16 protein-coding genes are annotated in these 18,931 nt (G+C 43.9%); 1 reads left to right on the forward strand and 15 read right to left on the reverse strand.

The annotated features are described in order from the left end of the window. Position 1: 1 nt before the first annotated feature. The 11 genes from RTR76_RS10705 to RTR76_RS10755 all read right to left on the reverse strand — a co-directional run bounded on the left by RTR76_RS10705 (position 2) and on the right by RTR76_RS10755 (position 12,622). Complete coding sequence (locus RTR76_RS10705; protein ID WP_312520404.1) at positions 2-1,570, reverse strand: glycosyltransferase family 39 protein; 1,569 nt, start codon at positions 1,568-1,570, stop codon at positions 2-4. Between the two features lie 38 nt (positions 1,571-1,608). Beyond that, positions 1,609-2,520, reverse strand: a complete 912-nt coding sequence (locus tag RTR76_RS10710; RefSeq protein WP_312520406.1) for an NAD-dependent epimerase/dehydratase family protein — start codon at positions 2,518-2,520, stop codon at positions 1,609-1,611. A gap of 9 nt (positions 2,521-2,529) precedes the next feature. Beyond that, positions 2,530-3,516, reverse strand: a complete 987-nt coding sequence (locus RTR76_RS10715) for a lysylphosphatidylglycerol synthase transmembrane domain-containing protein (RefSeq protein WP_312520409.1) — start codon at positions 3,514-3,516, stop codon at positions 2,530-2,532. Beyond that, positions 3,509-4,363: a ChbG/HpnK family deacetylase gene (locus RTR76_RS10720; RefSeq protein ID WP_312520411.1), complete on the reverse strand. Its 855-nt coding sequence runs from the start codon at positions 4,361-4,363 to the stop codon at positions 3,509-3,511. The genes RTR76_RS10715 and RTR76_RS10720 overlap by 8 nt, the downstream gene beginning before the upstream one ends. Positions 4,364-4,529: 166 nt before the next feature. Beyond that, positions 4,530-5,711 carry a PLP-dependent aminotransferase family protein gene (locus RTR76_RS10725; protein ID WP_312520414.1) on the reverse strand — a complete coding sequence of 394 codons (1,182 nt, stop codon included), beginning with the start codon at positions 5,709-5,711 and terminating at the stop codon, positions 4,530-4,532. Between the two features lie 26 nt (positions 5,712-5,737). After that, positions 5,738-7,708: an Eco57I restriction-modification methylase domain-containing protein gene (locus RTR76_RS10730; RefSeq protein ID WP_312520417.1), complete on the reverse strand. Its 1,971-nt coding sequence runs from the start codon at positions 7,706-7,708 to the stop codon at positions 5,738-5,740. A gap of 24 nt (positions 7,709-7,732) precedes the next feature. Further along, positions 7,733-8,803: an HD-GYP domain-containing protein gene (locus tag RTR76_RS10735; protein WP_312520420.1), complete on the reverse strand. Its 1,071-nt coding sequence runs from the start codon at positions 8,801-8,803 to the stop codon at positions 7,733-7,735. Positions 8,804-8,893: 90 nt separating this feature from the next. After that, positions 8,894-10,084, reverse strand: coding sequence for a nickel pincer cofactor biosynthesis protein LarC (larC, locus tag RTR76_RS10740; RefSeq protein WP_312520423.1), 1,191 nt, complete (start codon positions 10,082-10,084; stop codon positions 8,894-8,896). A gap of 5 nt (positions 10,085-10,089) precedes the next feature. Continuing rightward, positions 10,090-10,842, reverse strand: coding sequence for a nickel pincer cofactor biosynthesis protein LarB (gene larB / locus RTR76_RS10745; protein ID WP_312520426.1), 753 nt, complete (start codon positions 10,840-10,842; stop codon positions 10,090-10,092). Between the two features lie 234 nt (positions 10,843-11,076). Beyond that, positions 11,077-11,529: a hypothetical protein gene (locus tag RTR76_RS10750; protein WP_312520428.1), complete on the reverse strand. Its 453-nt coding sequence runs from the start codon at positions 11,527-11,529 to the stop codon at positions 11,077-11,079. A gap of 118 nt (positions 11,530-11,647) precedes the next feature. Next, positions 11,648-12,622 (reverse strand): 2-hydroxyacid dehydrogenase family protein, encoded by a 975-nt coding sequence (locus RTR76_RS10755; protein ID WP_312520431.1) that lies wholly within the window; start codon positions 12,620-12,622, stop codon positions 11,648-11,650. 140 nt (positions 12,623-12,762) lie between these two features. Between RTR76_RS10755 and RTR76_RS10760 the strand changes: the two genes are divergently transcribed. Continuing rightward, positions 12,763-13,041, forward strand: coding sequence for a CC/Se motif family (seleno)protein (locus RTR76_RS10760; RefSeq protein ID WP_312520434.1), 279 nt, complete (start codon positions 12,763-12,765; stop codon positions 13,039-13,041). Between the two features lie 45 nt (positions 13,042-13,086). Here the strand turns inward: RTR76_RS10760 and pfkA are convergent, their stop codons facing one another. The 4 genes from pfkA to RTR76_RS10780 all read right to left on the reverse strand — a co-directional run bounded on the left by pfkA (position 13,087) and on the right by RTR76_RS10780 (position 18,931). After that, positions 13,087-14,046, reverse strand: a complete 960-nt coding sequence (gene pfkA, locus RTR76_RS10765) for a 6-phosphofructokinase (RefSeq protein WP_312520437.1) — start codon at positions 14,044-14,046, stop codon at positions 13,087-13,089. Positions 14,047-14,057: 11 nt separating this feature from the next. Continuing rightward, positions 14,058-17,141, reverse strand: a complete 3,084-nt coding sequence (locus RTR76_RS10770; protein WP_312520439.1) for an efflux RND transporter permease subunit — start codon at positions 17,139-17,141, stop codon at positions 14,058-14,060. After that, positions 17,141-18,268, reverse strand: coding sequence for an efflux RND transporter periplasmic adaptor subunit (locus RTR76_RS10775; RefSeq protein WP_312520441.1), 1,128 nt, complete (start codon positions 18,266-18,268; stop codon positions 17,141-17,143). The genes RTR76_RS10770 and RTR76_RS10775 overlap by 1 nt, the downstream gene beginning before the upstream one ends. Before the next feature lie 132 nt (positions 18,269-18,400). After that, positions 18,401-18,931: a shikimate kinase gene (locus RTR76_RS10780; protein ID WP_312520443.1), complete on the reverse strand. Its 531-nt coding sequence runs from the start codon at positions 18,929-18,931 to the stop codon at positions 18,401-18,403.

The raw sequence follows: 18,931 nt of genomic DNA on the forward strand, positions 1-18,931 counted from the left end.
TCTATTCTTTTAGCAGCACCATACTGTCAGCGACCTTCACCAGCACCTGCAATTCCTGCTGATGTTCAGCAGAAAGCTTTTTGTATTGCATTTGCTGAATAATAAAATATGCTTTTCTATTCTCTTTTTTCTCTTTTTCCACAACTTCAGCCAAAAGGGGAGCATCTCCCCAATTGCTTTCTATCTCAGTTCCATAAAAATCAGCATAGAATGCCAGGCCTGGACGCAAGAATTTAACGACATAAACAGGCGAGTTACCATCATATTTAGCCTGAAATTCTTTGGCAAATTGCTGAGAAGAAAAGTACTGCTCTACTGCCGGCAGCAGCATTGTTACGAAAATGACGCTAAAAACAGCCATCGCCGCAATCTGCAATCCCAAAACCCGTTTGATTTCATTTTTCCACAACCAATAGCTGCCGAGAACTGCGATTAGTCCAAAAACAACGGCAGCTGCATAGGCTCCCCACATTAGTTGAGGCATTTCCCTGCTTCCCAGAATGCAAACACCTGTCAGCAATAAACCAAGCACCAGTAATGCTGCTGCCCATGCAGTCTGTCCGCGTTTTGTCCGTCGTTCAAGCAGTGTGGCTATATACCACCCGACAATCATAGCCAACGGGGGATACATCGGCAAAATATAAGAAACCAGTTTAGTACGGGATACAGTAAAGAACAGAAAAATAAACCAGGCCCAGATATTTAAAAAAGCTAATTTTGAAAACCCTCGATTACTGCTTGTAAGGGAAGACCATGCTGCCTGGAGCATGACAGCAGACCAGGGGAAAAAGCCCAGAAGCAAAACAGGAATGAAATAGTACCACAGTACTCCTTCAGGGTGCTCAGGACTCGTAAAACGGGTTACATTATGAAAGCCAATAAAAGTATCGATAAATGCCGCACCGTGAAGCTGGTACATGATTACATACCAGGGTAAAGCAACAGCGGCATAAATAAAAATACCGGCAGGCAGCTTCATAGACTTCAATTCGGTCCAGCGCTGGGTTAATGCTATGTATAAGACAATAATAGCTCCCGGAAAGAGAACCCCGACCGGCCCCTTTGTAACGGTTGCTAATCCTGCAAAAATGTAAAACAAATAATACTTTTTATCAATAAAAGAAAGCAATGCAATTGTTAAACATAAAGTAAGCGTTATATCTGTAACGGCAGCTTTACCCAGATAAAAAAACTCAATACTTGTTACTAAAATCAGAGCACTGAAAAAACCTGCTCTTTCACCGAAAAACCGTGTTCCCATCACATATATATATAAGACCGTGATAAGCCCAAGCAAGGCCGAAGGAAAACGTGCCGCAAATTCATTAACACCAAAAAGCTGATAAGCACCTGCCACTAACCAATAATACATTGGCGGCTTATCATACCAAAACTCCCCGTAAATTCGCGGTGAAATTAAATCAGCGGATTGCAGCATTTCTTTAGGCGTTTGTGCATAGACAGGTTCATCGGGATCTAACAGCGGTATTCCACCTAGGTTAGAGAATAAAATGATGAGAGAAATCAGCGCAAGTAGAAGAAAAGAACTACCGCTTATTTTTTGTAACATACAACCTCCCAAATCTGATCGTAAATGGCAGCCTCCGCTTAAACCAGAGACAGGTACGTTCTTTCCAATCCTTCGTAGAGTCTCGTCTTTGTCTGCCAGCCAAGCAGGCTGACTGCCGCTGAATGGTCCAGTGCCGATCGATAAATATCCCCCTGCCGCGCAGGGCAATAGCGCACTTCAACATCCTGTCCGGTGATTTTGCCCATGATAGTAATCAGCTCATTAATACTAGTTTCTGTCTGAGTACCAATGTTATACAGCCCCTCTGGACTCGTGGCTGTTACTGCCGCAACATTCGCAGCAGCTATATCGCCAACATAAATAAAGTCACGTGTCTGCCCGCCATCACCAAATATCTCGACTGGGCGCTTTGCGCAGATCTGGCGAATAAAAATACTAATTACGCCTCCCTCTCCGGCATCGCCTTGCCGCTCGCCATAGACATTCGCATACCGCAATGCAGCGTATTCAAGGCCGAATTGCTGATAATAGAGTGGTAAATACTTCTCAATTACCAATTTACTAAGCCCATAAAAAGAGCTGGGACAAGTCATAGCTCCTTCATTTATTGGCACCGCGACAGCATCCCCATATACGGCAGCGCTGGAGGCAAATATGATTTTTTTTACACCTGTTAAACGACATGCTTCTAAAATAGTAACGGTTCCCAATATATTGACATCACAATCATACAGGGGTTCTTTTAACGATCTTGGCACCATAGTCTGAGCAGCCTGATGAATAACATAGTCAAAGCAGCTTTCCCGGAATAGTTCCAGTACTTGTGTGCTGCGAATATCCATAGGGATAAAACGGGCTTTCTTGTTTAAATTGCTTTTCAAACCAGTACTTAAATTATCGATTACAGTAACATCCCAACGGTGATCAATTAGCTGATCTACAATGTGAGAGCCAATAAATCCAGCTCCGCCAGTAACGAGTATCCGCATTTCTTCACCCTATTTCCGTCTTGTTAAAAAGTCACGTCCAAAAACCTTTATTGTGTAATAAAACCCGATTGCAAAAGGTACATATTCGGCAAGAATCCGCCAGGCTACAGCTAAGATGCCCACCGTTCCTGGCGGTAAGTAATCGTTAAACAGCAGCACAAAGCCGCCTTCAGCAATCCCCGAACCACCAGGTGTTGGTGCAAAGTACAATAAAAGATTTAAAAAAATCATTCGCCCCATAACAATAGGCCAGTCTACTGCTATCCCTAACCCCAGAAACAGCATTGGTACAATTGCATAAAGTGCAAGCAAGCTTAAACCGGATTCCACGAATACCTGTATGACACCGGCAGGTGTGGCGAAAAGCAGCCTGACAGCTGCCCGCAAGTCGCGATATAAGTGCAAAATCATCCTTCTGCGTCCGTTTCCCGGCCTCATACGCTTAATAATGGCAAGCACGAGTGTCAAAGATAAGCGAGTTTGCAAGAAAAGCATCCCGCCAAAACTTATTGCCACAAGTATAAGTGCAACGAGTGCCAGCATACCTGGCGACAACCAGGGAATAAGCGCCGGATCATAGTAAAAAATGACCGGCATACAAATAAGCAAAAACAGAATGGACAATAAGGTCCTGACAAGTACCAGTATGGTTGCCTTACCAAGTGGAATCCCCGCCCGACGAAGAAACATGACTTGTGCAACAGCTCCCCCGGCAGCGCCAGGAGTTAATAGGGCTAAAAAATAGTTGCCAAAAATAACTTGGAGTGCCGTGCCGAATGATATTCTCTCACCGGCTAGTATAACAAGCTTGGAGAGACGGATACCGTCGAAATACATACCGATTGCCAGAAAAACCAATGCCAGCGCTACTGCCCATGGTTGGAAAGCATTCAGGTGAGTTAGCGTGTGCATATCAACAGTAGCATAGATTACAGCTCCGGATATCAGTACTACTAAACCCAGCAGCAATAGAAAGCGATGCCAGTATCTATTCATGAATAAGGTCTCCAAAATTGATCAGCTTAATTTTCTCTTGTGTCAATCGATTGCTTAGATGCGCACTTGTGACCGCAGCAAGTTCAGCCTGCCAATTATAGTTCCAACCGTATTGGTTAGTCATTGTACTGTCATCCGCTCCGGGATGCATCATAATTTCAGTAGTTCCAGAGGGCAAGCGGTTAATAATAGTAAGTAAATAAGGCTCAGCCATATTCCCACCTGCCAGCATACCGTAAAAGTGATCCGTTGTTTTGATACCTGCTTTGCGTGCTTTACCTCGTGCAAGACTTGCAAGCACAGATAACCCTCCTCTGCCGATGAATCTGCCGGCATTGCAGGAAAATCCCCCCAAAAAACAAATTGGTTCTGCCGGAATGCGCACTGCTTTCACCCTGAATTGCTTGGCAATATCAAGCACAATATCAACAATACCCGGAACAACATGCAGGTGTTGATGACTGTCCAAATGGGTTATGGGAAGTCCGGTGGCAGCTACCTTATGTACCTGTGCTTCCAATTCACGGCGAATATCAGCTAAACGGATGCGCCCGGTCACAAACAGCTGTAAAAAACGGCCGTACTCCAGAGGCAACCGCCCATTAGAGTCAACCAGTGAGGCTACTTCTGCAGGCGGAGCAACAGCCTCTTCCCCGACAAGTGTTAAATGAACACCCAGACCCAGCCCGGGATTATCCGCCGCCAGTGCAACCGCCTGTTCAAAGGCTTTTGCTCCGGGCATGAGTGTCGTGCTGCTAATACAGCCTCGGCGAAATCCATCTATGATACCGTGGTTCACACTCTCGTGTATGCCAAAATCATCCGCATTAATGATAAGTTTCTTCATCAACAATATCCTCGCACTAACTCTATCTTCAATTCTATGGTAACATGGCGCTCTTATTCTGGCAATTTTTTCACTTTACCTATAGAGTAGCCAAATAAATCTATTTTACGATTAAAATTAGAATGTAAGGGAGCCTCTTCCAAGGCTCCCTTACATTCTATTCTATTTATCCTAAATGAACCTTAAGCAATTTACCTAACCGCTCCATTCCAGTATAAATTGATTCCGGAGTCGAATTAGAAAAATTTAAGCGCATCGTATTTTGTCCCTGGCTATCTGTATAAAAAGGAGCTCCTGGTACAAAGGCGACTTTCTCTTTAATCGCTTCTGTCAATAACTTCGTTGTATCCATATGCTCCGGCAGCGTTGCCCAGATGAACATCCCCCCCTCAGGAACTGTCCATGTAACCTCAGCCGGGAAAAAGATTTGCATAGCTTCCAGCATACTATTCCTTTGTTCTCTATACTGAGCAACTATCGTAGTAATATGCCCGTCTATATCATTATTACTAAGGTAACGATAAAGAGCCCGCTGCGTTAAAGAATTAGTCAATACATCACTTAACTGCTTGGCAGATGCCATTTTCGCCACAAATTCTTCTTCGCCTGCCATCCAGCCAATGCGCAAACCAGGAGCAACAATTTTGGATATTGTCCCTGCATATAACACCCACTCTCCACCAGGAAAACTTTTAATAGGCGGTACAGGCGTTCCATCATAGCGCAATTCTCCATAAGGATTATCTTCCACAATTGGCACTTGATAATGAGCTCCCAACCGGGCCAGTTGTTCCCGTCTTTGAATGGACATCGTTGCACCTGTGGGATTTTGAAAGGTCGGATTTACATAGATAAACTTTGGCCGTTCGTATTCCAGCACTCTAGCCAATTCATCAACATCCATACCATGTTCATCAACAGGAATAGGCAGCAGCCTTGCTTGAGCTCCTTTAAATACTTGTATAGCAGCCAGATAAGTCGGGTTTTCTACCGCAATCGCATCCCCGGGATTTACCAGCAGCCGACAGGCCAGGTCCAAAACCTGCTGCGAGCCATTCGTAATGATTACATTGCCGGACTTACAGTTTATCCCTTGTTTCTGCAGTCGCGCAGCTATCCAACTGCGCAAAGGTTCATAGCCATCGGCAACGCCGTACTGCAATGCTGCCGCCCCTTCCTCTAGCAAGGTTGATTGAAAAGCAGCTGCTAACTCCTTGATTGGAAAAGAACGTGCAGAAGGAAGACCTCCGGCAAAAGAAATAATATCATTGCGCTGAATAATCTTTAACACATTATTTACTGCAGGATTGTCCATACCGCTAACACCGTCAGCCCATTTAATATTCATTATTCCACCTCAATATTTCAATTTAACTATGTTTTTTTAGTGCGATATCTGGCTTTCAGTGCCTTCTCATAACGCTGAACATAAGCAATATCCTCATCACTTAACTGATAAATACGATAAACAAGTTGATTAACATAATCGTCAAGCGCGTGAAATTGGCTTAACGCTTGCGTGTCGCCCTCTTTCGCCTTATGCAGACATCCCTGCATAACTGCTGTTATCTGATTAGCCTGTTGATTAATTTCGGGATGAAAACAAATAGGTAACTGCTCAAGGGTTTCAATATCCGTCTGAGCCATTGGCCTTCCATATTCCATGCTGACAACATGATAATAAAAAGACAGTAGTTCCGAGTTAAACAACAATAATAGATACTCTAAACTTAATTGATTGCCATTTAACACAAAACTATGAAGGTTATTGAGGTGATATAGCCCGCTTTCATCTATGCAGGAAATTAAATTATATCCGGTTTGGCGAACCATCATTTTACGGGAGCCAACGATTTCGGGGCGCCACCCGCCCTTGTATAACAATGATGGATCAATATTCAGCCAGTGACCAGCATAATTTAATTCATACCGTCCTATCTGACTTCCCGAAATTAATCCCTTGTGCCAGCTTTCGCCAAGAGAAGCTGTCTGAATAATTTTGCCCTGCTTGCTAAGTGCCCGGATACCGGTATGGCCAGCAGCATAATTCTTTAAAGCCAGACCAGTCAACTCTATTTTCTTAATCAGTTTTTCAGCTGTCTCATCAAAAAACAAGCGAAAGCGCTGATGCGGCAATGTAGCAAAATAGTTCTGGTCCATATTATTCACGGGAGCAGCACAAGCAAGCTCGCTTTTATCTTTCACCCGGTATACTTTTAGCCGCTTCCCTTCACATTGTGAAGCAGCATCCCGCTTACGGAAAATACAAATTGCAGTAAAACCGGTAGCCGCCTTTTTAAAAACTGGCCCATCAATATGGACAAGTACCTCTATATCTGTATTCTTCATTATAAAACTGCGGATTTTAGAATAATAACGACCAAGCAAAAAGCTGTCAGGTACAATAAATCCTAAATATCCGCCTTCTTTTAACCGGGTAATGCCTTGTTCCATAAATAAGACATAATAACTTAATTTATATTCAGCGGAATCAGGAAATGTTTGCCGCAAATAGCTGCGGTACTCTTTTGCAAGATTTTCATTCCCTCTTAAGCCAAAAGATAGGTAGGGCGGATTGCCCAGAACAAAGTGATATTTTTGCGTCCAGAAATGACGATGTTTCCCCAGCATACTTATTTCATGATTTTTGAGACTATCACAAATAATGATATTAAGCCCGTCAGTTATTCTGCAGGCGGGCCGCTTTAAGAACAACCCGGCCCAGGCAATTTCCACTGCCTGACCATCAAGATCTGCTCCCCACAGATTATAACGTAATATATGGCGGTGTAGACCGTCATCCGACCAGTCTTGCTGAGGATTTCGAAGTACTAACTGCTCCCGGGCCTGCTGGTATTTTGTTAACAGAAGATCATAGGCCCTTAATAAAAAATTACCGCATCCACAGGCTGGATCCAGTATTCTCAGATATGGATCTTCCAAAATATTGGCGTTCTTTAGTGTATTTTCTAAAATGAAATCAATCACTTCAGGAGGCGTATAATATACGCCTTGTGCCTTGCGCCCAGATGCCAATTGCTCATAAATATCGCCTAAACCGGCAGGCTGCCGCTTAAATTCAAAAAGCAAGCGAGCAACAGCCCCCAAGATATCCTCCGAGATTGCTGACAGATGAGCTTCAACCAGAACAGCCTGCACAGCTTCACTCATACTGCCTGCTTGTACAGCCCCATTTACCATCTTTTCGACATCGGTTTCACCGCGCAAAGCAAATAGGCATAGCTTCAGTATCACTTCTTCACTGTTGCTGTAACCTGCCTGAATAAGCAATTGTCGAATCGTCCGGCAGCAGGAATAAACCGGGTTCTGTTTAGCCATCGCCATGCACCAACCTCGTCTGTCAATCTCTTAGGCTTTAATTGTTTTGACAATCGTGTATTTTTTTTGTTTTTCCAAATCAAGCAGCTCGCCATCTATTGTCCGCACTACCGGACGTGAGCCGATATATTGACCAAGATAAATGACTTCAGCTTCCCGTCCATCACATAATTGAACAATGTTACCCAAAAAGTAATCTCGCACATTATTTAAGAACATGGTACATACGGTTGGATCCAATTTGCCGAACATTTCCTGTACTAATAACTCGACCACAGCAAAAGGTGCTATTTTTTTGTGGTATACGCGGTCGGATGTCATTGCATCATAAGCATCTGCAACAGCAATAATTTTGGCAAAGGGGTGGATTTTATCACCAGCTGTTTTTAACGGATACCCGGTCCCATCCATACGTTCATGGTGCTGAAGAATGCCGCAGAGAACCCCCAATGAAGCATTGGCATCCCGCTTGATTAATTGATAGCCACGGGTAGTATGCTGTTTCATGATTTCCATTTCATCAACAGTTAACTTCCCTGGTTTATTTAGTATTTCAGGAGGAATCTTCATTTTCCCAACATCATGAAGCAAACCCGCCAAAATAAGTTCTTTGAGATTTTGTCCGGTGTAGCCTAACCATCTGCCCAATAGCCCGCTGGCAACTGCAACGTTCATAGAGTGATGAAACGTATAATCATCCTGGCGGGGAACCATTTGCAAATGATTAATTACCCCAACTGATCCCGCCAAAGGCTCAATCATAGAATCTACCAGTTCGCGCATTTTCCTTACCGGCACTTCATTTGCAAAGTGCATGTTTGTAAATGACTGTTTGATAACATCTACTGTTTGAGAATAATCGGCAAAAAACTCCTGCTGAATCAGCGAGTCTGGTCCTTCCTGCCATGGCAAACTATCATCGCCATTTTGCTTTATCAGCAAATACGTTATTCCCCAATAGTCCAAACGTTCAATCAGACTAGGCGTTAGTATCGTTCCTTCGCCAAGTACAACTTGACCGTCATTTGTGAAAACAAGCTGTCCCACTTCCATACCTGGCTTAACATTCTTCAGGCTATATCGTTTGATTTTGTTTCCCATCTTTCTCACCTCTAAGCCTTGCCAGCTAGACTGACTTTAAATGTATTGCCACATTGTATCACTATAGGATTATATAAGTTGTTGTACAGCTTATTTCCTGATTGCCTGTGCCAGTACCTCTTGCAGAATGGTTTTTAATGGTATATTATGCTCTTCGGCAATTTTACGGCAATCTTCAAATTCGGGAGCTATATTGCTGATTTTATTTTTATAAGAACTTACTTTTACAGCCGCTTCTCCCCAGGAGGTTGCAACCATTTTCATCTCTCGCTCCGCAATTTGTCGCTGAACAGAATAGTACCGGATACCAATTGTTGACGTTTCGGCAAATAAGATAGACACAATAGATTCGAGAAGCGGGGCGGCAGCTAATACAGAAAGAGTAATTGCCGGCCGGCCTTTCTTCATAACGATCGGCGTCATCCATACATCCCGTGCGCCTTGAGCTAAGAGCTTTTCAATCACATATTCATATACTTGAGGATTTAAATCATCAATATTTGCTTCAATAACCTGCATTTGTCCTTCTGCCTGCTGCTGAATTTCGCCAACATACATGCGCAGTACATTAGGGAAATCAAGATCCCATCCACCAGCTCCATAACCAATCGTATGGCTAAGAAACCCTTCAGGTACAGCACCAAATCCACTGCCCAAAGCAGCTAAAAAGGCAGCTCCTGTTGGAGTAACCAACTCTTTTTCCGCACTTCCGTTATAGTAGGGTATATTGCGTAATAACTCAGCAGTAGCAGGAGCAGGCACAGGCATCTGTCCATGGCTGCACTGCACAAAGCCACTACCTGTTTGTAAGCGCGAAGCATAAATTTTTTCTATTCCCAGGTAGTTCAAACAGAAAGCTGCTCCAACAATATCAATAATTGAATCAATGGCACCTACTTCATGGAAATGAATTTTATCGACTGTTGTTCCATGAACTTTGGCCTCGGCTTCGGCCAATCGTAAAAATATTTTTTTACTGTTATCTTTTATTGCCTGCGCTAGAGTAGACTGATCGATAATTGCATAGATATCCAATAAATACCGGTGGTGGTGGTGATGCTCGTGATGATCGTCATGATGGTGATGCACAAGCCTCACATCAGCATGTACCGCGGTAATCCCCTGTTTAACTACACGTTCGATCTCTAATTCATAGCCTGATAAATTTAATCTATCAAGTGCGCTGCGCAGTTTTTCCTCAGGAACTCCTGCATCCAAAAAAGCGCCAAGCAGCATATTACCGCTAATTCCGGCAAAACAATCAAAGTAAATTGTTTTCAAGTTATTCACCTCATTTTATTAATCATGCTGGCCAGGCGGCCTGCACCGAAGCCGTTGTCAATATTGACTACAGCCACACCGGCAGCACAACTATTCAGCATCGTCAGCAGCGCCGCTAATCCTCCGAAGTTAGCCCCATAGCCTACACTGGTCGGAACTGAAATAACCGGTTTCGCAGCCATTCCTCCCACTACACTGGCAAGTGCTCCCTCCATACCGGCAGCAACAACAATTACATTTGCCTGTTCAATCACTTCCCGCTGGGCAAGTAAGCGGTGAATTCCGGCAACTCCCACATCATATACACGTTTAACACGATTGCCCATAATTTCGGCCGTAAGAGCCGCCTCTTCCGCAATGGGCATATCACTGGTTCCGGCTGTCATAACTAAAATAAACCGCGAATCCTCAATGATTGCCGGCTGCCTTTCTATACATATTAATCGTGCCAATTCATGGTAACAGGCCTCAGACACTTTTGCTTTTACTGCTTCAAACATGCTGCGTGAAGCACGGGTTCCTAAGACGTTCGGGTTGCGCTCGGCTAGATGTTCAATAATTGATGCTACCTGCTCAACTGTCTTCCCTTCACAATAAACGACTTCAGGAAATCCCTGACGAACAGCCCGGTGATGGTCTATTTTTGCATACCCCAGATCCTCAAATGGCATAGTACGCAATTGTTCCATTGCTTCTTCCAAACTAGCCTGTCCACTTTGAAAAGCCAGCAGGAGATTTCGCACTTGATCAGCATTCACTGACAGTCACCTCATTATCCACCCTATTACATATTTCATTCTTTCATCAAGTTGTACCAACGTTATGTCCGCTTCATTTATTATTTACTCTCGCCTCAAAAAACAAAGACATAATTCCAACCGGAATATGCCTTTAGACACAACTCCTGTTTCATTGCGACAATTGCTAATCCTACTCTTAGTATAATTTTACCTTTAACGGCAAAAATCCTGTTTGAAATTAGATGGAGTCAATTAATTTTGTAATTGAACCGGTCGGGAAACTAGGATAAATGTCTCTAAGCTCTCAATTATTTTCAATTGTGTTTCTTCAAGCAGACAGATGCCTTGTGTAAGCAGCATGATGTGAGGATTGATACGGATTTTAGGTTCTCTGGCCGCGAGCTCCAAATGACTAATAGCTATCTCTAATTGTTCAGCAGCAGCTAATACTTCACTGTCCAATAAGCGCTCCAATATCGCATAATGATAAATTTGAATAGAATGAATTGCCCTCCCATACCCTTCACTACCTGCCTGATTCTGCATGAAAGTGGTAAAATGGGCTGTAAAATCCTGAAACTCGGCGCTAGCGGCAATATTAAAATCAGAACAAATCTGATATAGTAAGCGAGCAACTTGGTTTATATAGGTATTTTGTACTTGCATAAGTGTTAAGATGCTATAAAAATCCTTGTTGCTATCCACCCCTTCACCTCCTATTTCTCCAATACCTACTATATCTTATTCACTATCTACCCGTTATGTATACAACAGGGACAAGGTAAAAAGAAAAAGAGCCGCTTGGGCTCTTTTGAGGCGCAATTTACTTTATGGCTTCTGGGTTTACACAAGTGAAAGGTTTGCCGCCTTGCAGTACGGCAATGATGTTTTCTGCGGCAATTTTGGCCATCGCATTACGGGTTTCGACAGTAGCATTACCAAGATGAGGGCAAAGGATAACATTATCCAGAGCTAAGAGTGCTGGCGTTACCTTGGGCTCAAACTCATACACATCAAGAGCCGCACCTGCAATGACCTTAGTTTTCAGAGCTTCCGCTAAAGCGGCTTCATCAATTAGGGGACCGCGGGCCGCGTTAATCAAAAATGCTGTTCTTTTCATTTGCCCTAGCTGCTCCGCTCCGACCATATGCTTTAACGAGGGATTATAACTCAAATGAAAGGAAAGGAAATCTGCCTGCTTGATAACATCCTCCAAAGGCATGTATTGAAGACCAAGTTCGTCTTCTACCTCAGCCGATTGACGAGTACGGCTGTAATAAATAATTGGCATATTAAAGGCTTTGGCCCGTTTGGCTACTGCTTTGCCGATGTTTCCCATTCCAACAATACCAAGTGTCTTTCCACTTACTTCAACTCCCAGGTGAAACAACGGCGCCCAGCCGGTAAATTTGTCTGCTCTGGTGGTTTTATCACCTTCCACAATACGGCGTGCTATTGCAAGCATCAGGCCAATTGTCAAGTCTGCTGTAGCCTCTGTGGAAACATCCGGGGTATTCGTAACAGGAATTCTCCTCAGCGTAGCCTCATTAACATCAATATTATTATAGCCAGCACCAAAATTAGCAATGACCTTTAAGTTAGGGTTTGAACGGATAATATTTGCATCTATCGGATCAGACAGCAGCGACAGCAATGCATCCTTTCCTGCCACTCCCGCCATAATTTCTTCTTTGGTCAATAGTCGTAACTCATTATGCATTGTCACGTCAAAATGTTGGGATAACATTTCAAAAGCAATGTCTGGTATTTTTCCTGATATAAACACTTTTTTCCTCAAAATCAATCACCCTTTCTGACTAAAGTTATAATACTGCATTATAAAATTATATAATCACAGTGTCAAACAACCGTAAGCGGCTAGCAGGATTCAGGCCCACCATACAGAATAAATAATTAAATTCTCTTAGGAGGTATTTTATGCTGACAATTACTCCACAGGCTATCCAATATATAAAAGAACGAAACAATGCCATTTATCTGGAACTTCCGCCTGTTATCGATTGTTGTATGCATTTGCAGGAAGCACCGATGATCAATTTGGGCAATCCCCCGAAGCCTGAGTGTCACGAAAAGCTGGAAATCAGCGGAGTAACCGTTTACCTCCCTCACAATCTACCAACTATCCCTTTAACCATCATCATAACTAGTTTTTTAGGCTTTAAGAGATTAGCAATCGAGGGCTGGAAACTAGCGTAATAAAGGAGCTGTACTGAACATCCGTTTCAGTACAGCTCCCTTTTGTTAAATGGATAACATAAGGGAAAGATCATATAAGGACAGGTCGATACCCCGTTTAGAGGAAAAAGCAGTATCATAGTCTACAGTTACCAACTCACCTTTGCTTGTTCCGACAAGGCAATTTGTCTGCTCTGCTAAAATAGCATCAACAGCCTTAGCTCCCATCCGGCTGCCCATAATGTTATCCATGGCACTGGGAGCACCGCCGCGCTGGATATATCCCAATACGGTAACATGCGGTTTATACATCGTTCGTCCGCCGATTTGAGCCGCAATATCAAAGCCATTGCCTGCCCCTTCGGCCACCATGATAATACTGTATAGCTTGCCACGGGCATGACTCTGGTGCAGCCGCTGGCAAAGTTCCTCAATATCAGTCGGTTTTTCCGGCAGCATAATCGCTTCTGCACCACAGGCCAAACCGGCCATAAGGGCAATATGTCCTGAGCTGCGCCCCATCACCTCTACAATGGCGACCCGCTCATGAGAAGCTGCCGTATCACGGATTTTGTTAACCGCCTCTAGCACTGTATTTAGTGCCGTATCAAAGCCAATTGTATACTCAGTGCCGCACATATCATTATCAATAGTTGCCGGTAAAACCATTGTTTGAATACCGGCTTGCGTGAGTTTTTGTGCACCAGCCATAGAGCCATCGCCACCGATGACAATCAATGTGTCAATGCGGTGATCCTTTAAATTGCACACAGCTTTAGAAAAGCCGCCATTCGTTTTAAAAGCCTCACTGCGAGCTGTTTTCAGCATTGTCCCGCCATACCCGATAATCCCTGCAACCGAGTGAAGAGACATAGGCCTAAAATCACCATTGATTACACCTTCATAGCCTCTTTCTATACCAAACACGTCCAAGCCATGATAAATACCTTTACGAACAACAGCGCGAATAGCTGCATTCATACCAGGAGCATCGCCACCACTGGTCAAAACGGCAATTCGTTTCATACCTTACCTCCTCACATACTGATAGTTTCTTGGCTGTTCCGATTTTTTATGTACAACCGGAATCTCTCAATTAGTAGATATACTAAAGGAATAACAATTAAAGTTAAAAAGGTCGATGTTACGAGACCGCCGATCAGCACCACTCCCATTGAAGAACGGAGCTCTGCTCCGGCACCGATTCCCAATGCAATGGGAATCATCCCAAAGATCATGGCCAAAGTGGTCATAATGATTGGTCTGAGGCGCACCATACCAGCCTCAATTAACGCCTCTGTCAACGGCATGCCCTGCTGCCGCAGTTGATTCGTATAATCAACAAGCAATATAGCATTTTTTGTAACAATCCCCATCAGCATGATGACACCAATTAATGACATAATATTGATTGTTTTACCCGAAACCAGCAGCCCGATAATAGCCCCTATTAAGGAAAAGGGCAGCGATAACATAATGGTCAAGGGATGAATAAAGCTCTCAAATTCAGCTGCTAATACCATATATATGAGGATAATACCCAGAATAAGAGCTTTCAAAATTTCTTTAAAAGCATCCTGCATCGATTGAGCCTGTCCGACAAGGCGGAACGAATAGCCTAGTGGAAGATTCATCGTAGGAATAAATTCTCTCACCTTGGCAATTATTTCACCAGGTGATGCCCCCACCGCATTGGCGTAGACAATGACCTGGCGCTGTCTTCCTTCGCGATCAATCTGAGTAGGCCCTGAAGACAATTTAACCTGTGCAATATCGCCTAAGCGCACAAAGGTACCCGAAGCAGTAGAAATTCTGAGATTCTCCACATCGTGAATACTTAACCGAAAATCAGGATGCAGCCGCACTCGTATATCATAATCATTATCACCGATATTGTATTGATTCTTGGTGGTTTTTCCAAGAAAAGCCATTTGAATGACATCGCCTGCAACGGAAGCATTAATACCAATATCTCCCATACGGGCCGGATCAATCCGAATTTGTACCTCCGGCTCTGACTGTTCACTGGAAATATCCACATCAGTCGTTCCTGGAATTTGTTTGATATGATCAGCAAGCTCCTGCGCATAGTGGTTCAGTAATTCCAGTTCTGCGCCGCGCAAGGCAACCTGCACGGGGCGAGTATCCCCTCTGCCGACGCCTTGAGTGCTTTGCACTGCAACTTTAACAGCCTGGACATTACGAAATTTCATACGCAATTCATCCATGATCTGCATCATCGATCGTTTCCTGTCACCTGCGTCGACAAGCCGAATACCAATCATCGTCCGATAGGTCTGCCGGTTTGTGCCGATAATCATAAACGCTGATTTAAGTTCAGGAATGGAGAGTACTTCTTTCTCGATGGGAGACGAATATTCTTTCATTTTATCAATAGAAGTACCTGCAGGAGCAGTGGCAATAATATTAAATTCGCCTGAATCATACGTTGGCTGAAACTCCACTCCCAGAAATGGCACTAGCGCGGCATTAATAAATAATGATAATACAGCTAATGCAACCATCTTTTTAGGGCGTTCCAGAGCCCAGCGCAGAATCTGACCGTAAACATTACGAAAAGCAACAAAACCCCTTTCCCATTTATCAAGGAAACGCTGCAGACAGGAAGCTTGTTTTTGCTCACCATGATTAGTCAACCAATATGCTGACAGCATTGGGGTTAAAGTAAAAGCGCCGAATAGGGAAAAAGCCACCGCGAAGGCAATAGTCAGACCGAACTGCTTAAAAAACTGCCCGATGATTTCCCCCATATTCGCAACAGGCACAAAAACTGCCAAAATGGATAAGGTTGTCGCCATAACTGCTAAGGCAATTTCTGTTGTACCGTCACGAGCAGCCTCAAAGGCAGACTTGCCCTCCTCCAAATGGCGATAAATGTTTTCAATAATAACAATTGCATCATCAATCAGAATGCCGACTGCCAAGCTTAGCCCCATTAGTGACATGGTGTTTAACGTAAAATTCATTGTCTTAAGCAAGAAAAAGGTTGCAATAACGGAAGTTGGAATGGCAATAGCACCAATTAATGTAGCCCGGCTATTCTGTAAGAACAAATAGGTAATCGCCACGGCAAGCAAGCCGCCAAAAACAAGTGAAACCAGTACGTCCTCAACACTATCGCGAATGTATACCGATCCATCGCGGACTGTCAGTACCTGAATATCAGGCGGTAATACACGCTGCTGCATATCTTCCATGGCTTTTTTAACCCGCTCAGCAACATCAACTGTATTTGTGCCAGATTGTTTTTGGACAGAAACCATAACACTAGGCGTACCATTAGCCCGGGAATAGACTCTTTCTTCCGACCAACCATCTTCAATTGTTACTACATCGCCTAACCGGACCAGATGGCCGCCCTGATTCGCTACAATAATATTTTTTATATCCTGAATGTCTTTGTATTTGCCAATTGTCCTGACTGTCAACTCCAGTCCTCTGTCATTAACGCGGCCACCGGGAGTATTGCTATTCTGGGTATTGACAATGTCCAGAATTTGTTGATAGGTAATGCCATAGGCTTCCAATTTGCGCGGATCCACTAGCAGCTGAATCTCCCTGTCGGACGCACCATAAACATCAACTTGGCCAACCCCATCCAGGCGCTGGAGTTCATCTTTTACGATATCAACGGCTACTTTGCGAATATCACCTCTGCTTCTCGCATCAGAAACAAGGCTGAAATAGACGATTGACTGTGAGTTAGGATCAAAGCGCTGCACGACAGGCTCATCAACCTGCTCCGGCAAGCGCTTGCGTACACTCGCTACTTTTTCCCGTACTTCATTAGCAGCTAGCTTAGGGTTAGTTCCAAACTCAAATTCAATAGTCGTCTGCGAAACACCCTCGCGGGATACGGACGACAACGTTTTGATACCCGCCACTGAACTAACAGCATCTTCAACTGTCTTGGTTATTAAGCTTTCCATTTCTTCCGGTGAAGCACCGGTATAAGTCACTGAAACGGTAACAATCGGAAAATCAACATCAGGATTCAAATCAATCCCCAAAGTCGGATATGCTCCCAGACCAAAGACTACCAGCAGCATAACAAGCATGGTAGTAAAGACCGGCCGTTTAATAAATGTCTCTATATTCATTACTTGGCACCAGCCTTGGCACCGGCAATGACAGAGCCATCTTTCACTTTATTATGACCGGCTGTGATAATGACGTCTCCTTCTTGTAAGCCAGCCAAAACCTCAGCATACCCTTCACCAACGTACCCAAGCTTCAGAACACTTTGCTGTGCTACCCCCTGGGCATTTACGACAAATACCGTCTTTTGATCCTCTTTCATAACTAGAGCACTTTCCGGTACGGCAATTACATTTTTTCTAGCCTGAACCGGCGTAGATACATTGGCAAAAATACCGGGTTTCAACTCGCCTTGCGGGTTAGGAATAGTAATTTCTGCCGTAAAGGTGCGCGAAGGTGATGCTGCTGCAGGCGATAACCGAGTAATCACTCCGGAAAACTCTTTGTTCCCCAATGCACTTACAAGTACTTTTACTGTTGATCCGATAATGATATCCTGCATCTGAGCTTCGCCAACAGTAGCTTTCGCCAGCAGTGAGCTGGTATCGGCAAGTGTTACAATTGTCGATCCGCTTTTTGTATAATATCCGGATTGTACGAATCTTTTAATAACAACACCATTACGGGGAGCAGTAATATTGGCATTTTCCAGTCGCGCCGTCAATAAAGACATATTCCCTTCAGCCGACCGAAGCTGCCCTAACGCTAGATCCCTTTTAATACGCATAGTGTCCAGTGTTTGCAGGGAAACAGCGCCTTGTTTCGCAAGAGCGTCATTTCTGCGAAGATCCAGTTCAGCCTGCTCTAATCCTGCCTGGGCAGTCAATAAATTTCCCTCTGCCTGTATGACTTGTGCTGCAAGTTCATTTGTATCTAGTGTTGCAACAATATCACCGGCTTTTACCCCATCACCTTCCTCTACTACCAGCCGGTCAATACGTCCGTCTACTTTGGACGATATATCCGCACTCCATACCGGCTCAAGATTAGCGGAAAATAGTAATGTGGGTGTAATGTCACGGCGTGTTACGACTGCAGTTTCAACTGCAACTGCCCGGCCTTGTGTTGCCTTGTCGGCTCGGTCCTTATTGGCAGCCAAGTTTGTGTAAATTCGATAGCTGATGGTTAGTGTCAATATAAGGAATACAATAATTGCGCCAATCATTATTCTTTTGTTCTTAAATGCCAATCTGCTCATCCTCCAGATAGAATACCATTATCCGGTAAGTATTCGACTGGCCATTTGACTCTCCTGCCTGAACCGAAATTTTAACATTAGAAAAAGACTTAGCTTATGCCAAGTCCTCATTATCGCTGAATATTAACTTTTCCCCTTTAAATAGCCACTTTGACGAAGAAACACAATAATCCTTTCCGCAACCTGGTGAGGCGATAATACGCTTGTATCGATAATAAAATCTGCCTTTTGGTATATACCGACACGCTGCTCCAGCAAAGCTGCCACTTTTTCGCGAGGATTTTCACAATCCAGCAGGGGCCGTATCCCTTTGCGCCTGCCGGTCCGTTCAACAATTGTATCTACTGATGCAGTCAGTGACACGATTATTCCATTTGCTTTAAGCTTATTGAAATTATCGGGGTCCAATACTGAGCCGCCGCCTGTAGCAATAACACTATAGGAATAGCGGGCCACCTTAGCAATAATTGCTTTTTCCTTTTGACGAAACGCGAATTCTCCATGTAACTTGAAATATTCTGCCACCGTCATATTACACTCTAGCTCGAACTTGCGGTCAATATCCACAAAAGGGCGGCCTAACCGGCTGGCTAGTAGCCTACCCGTACTGGTTTTTCCTGTTCCCATAAATCCGATTAATACAACATTTTTCAC

Source organism: Anaerospora sp. (assembly GCF_032013335.1).
In the GTDB taxonomy this organism is placed as follows: Bacteria; Bacillota; Negativicutes; order Sporomusales; family DSM-15969; genus Anaerospora.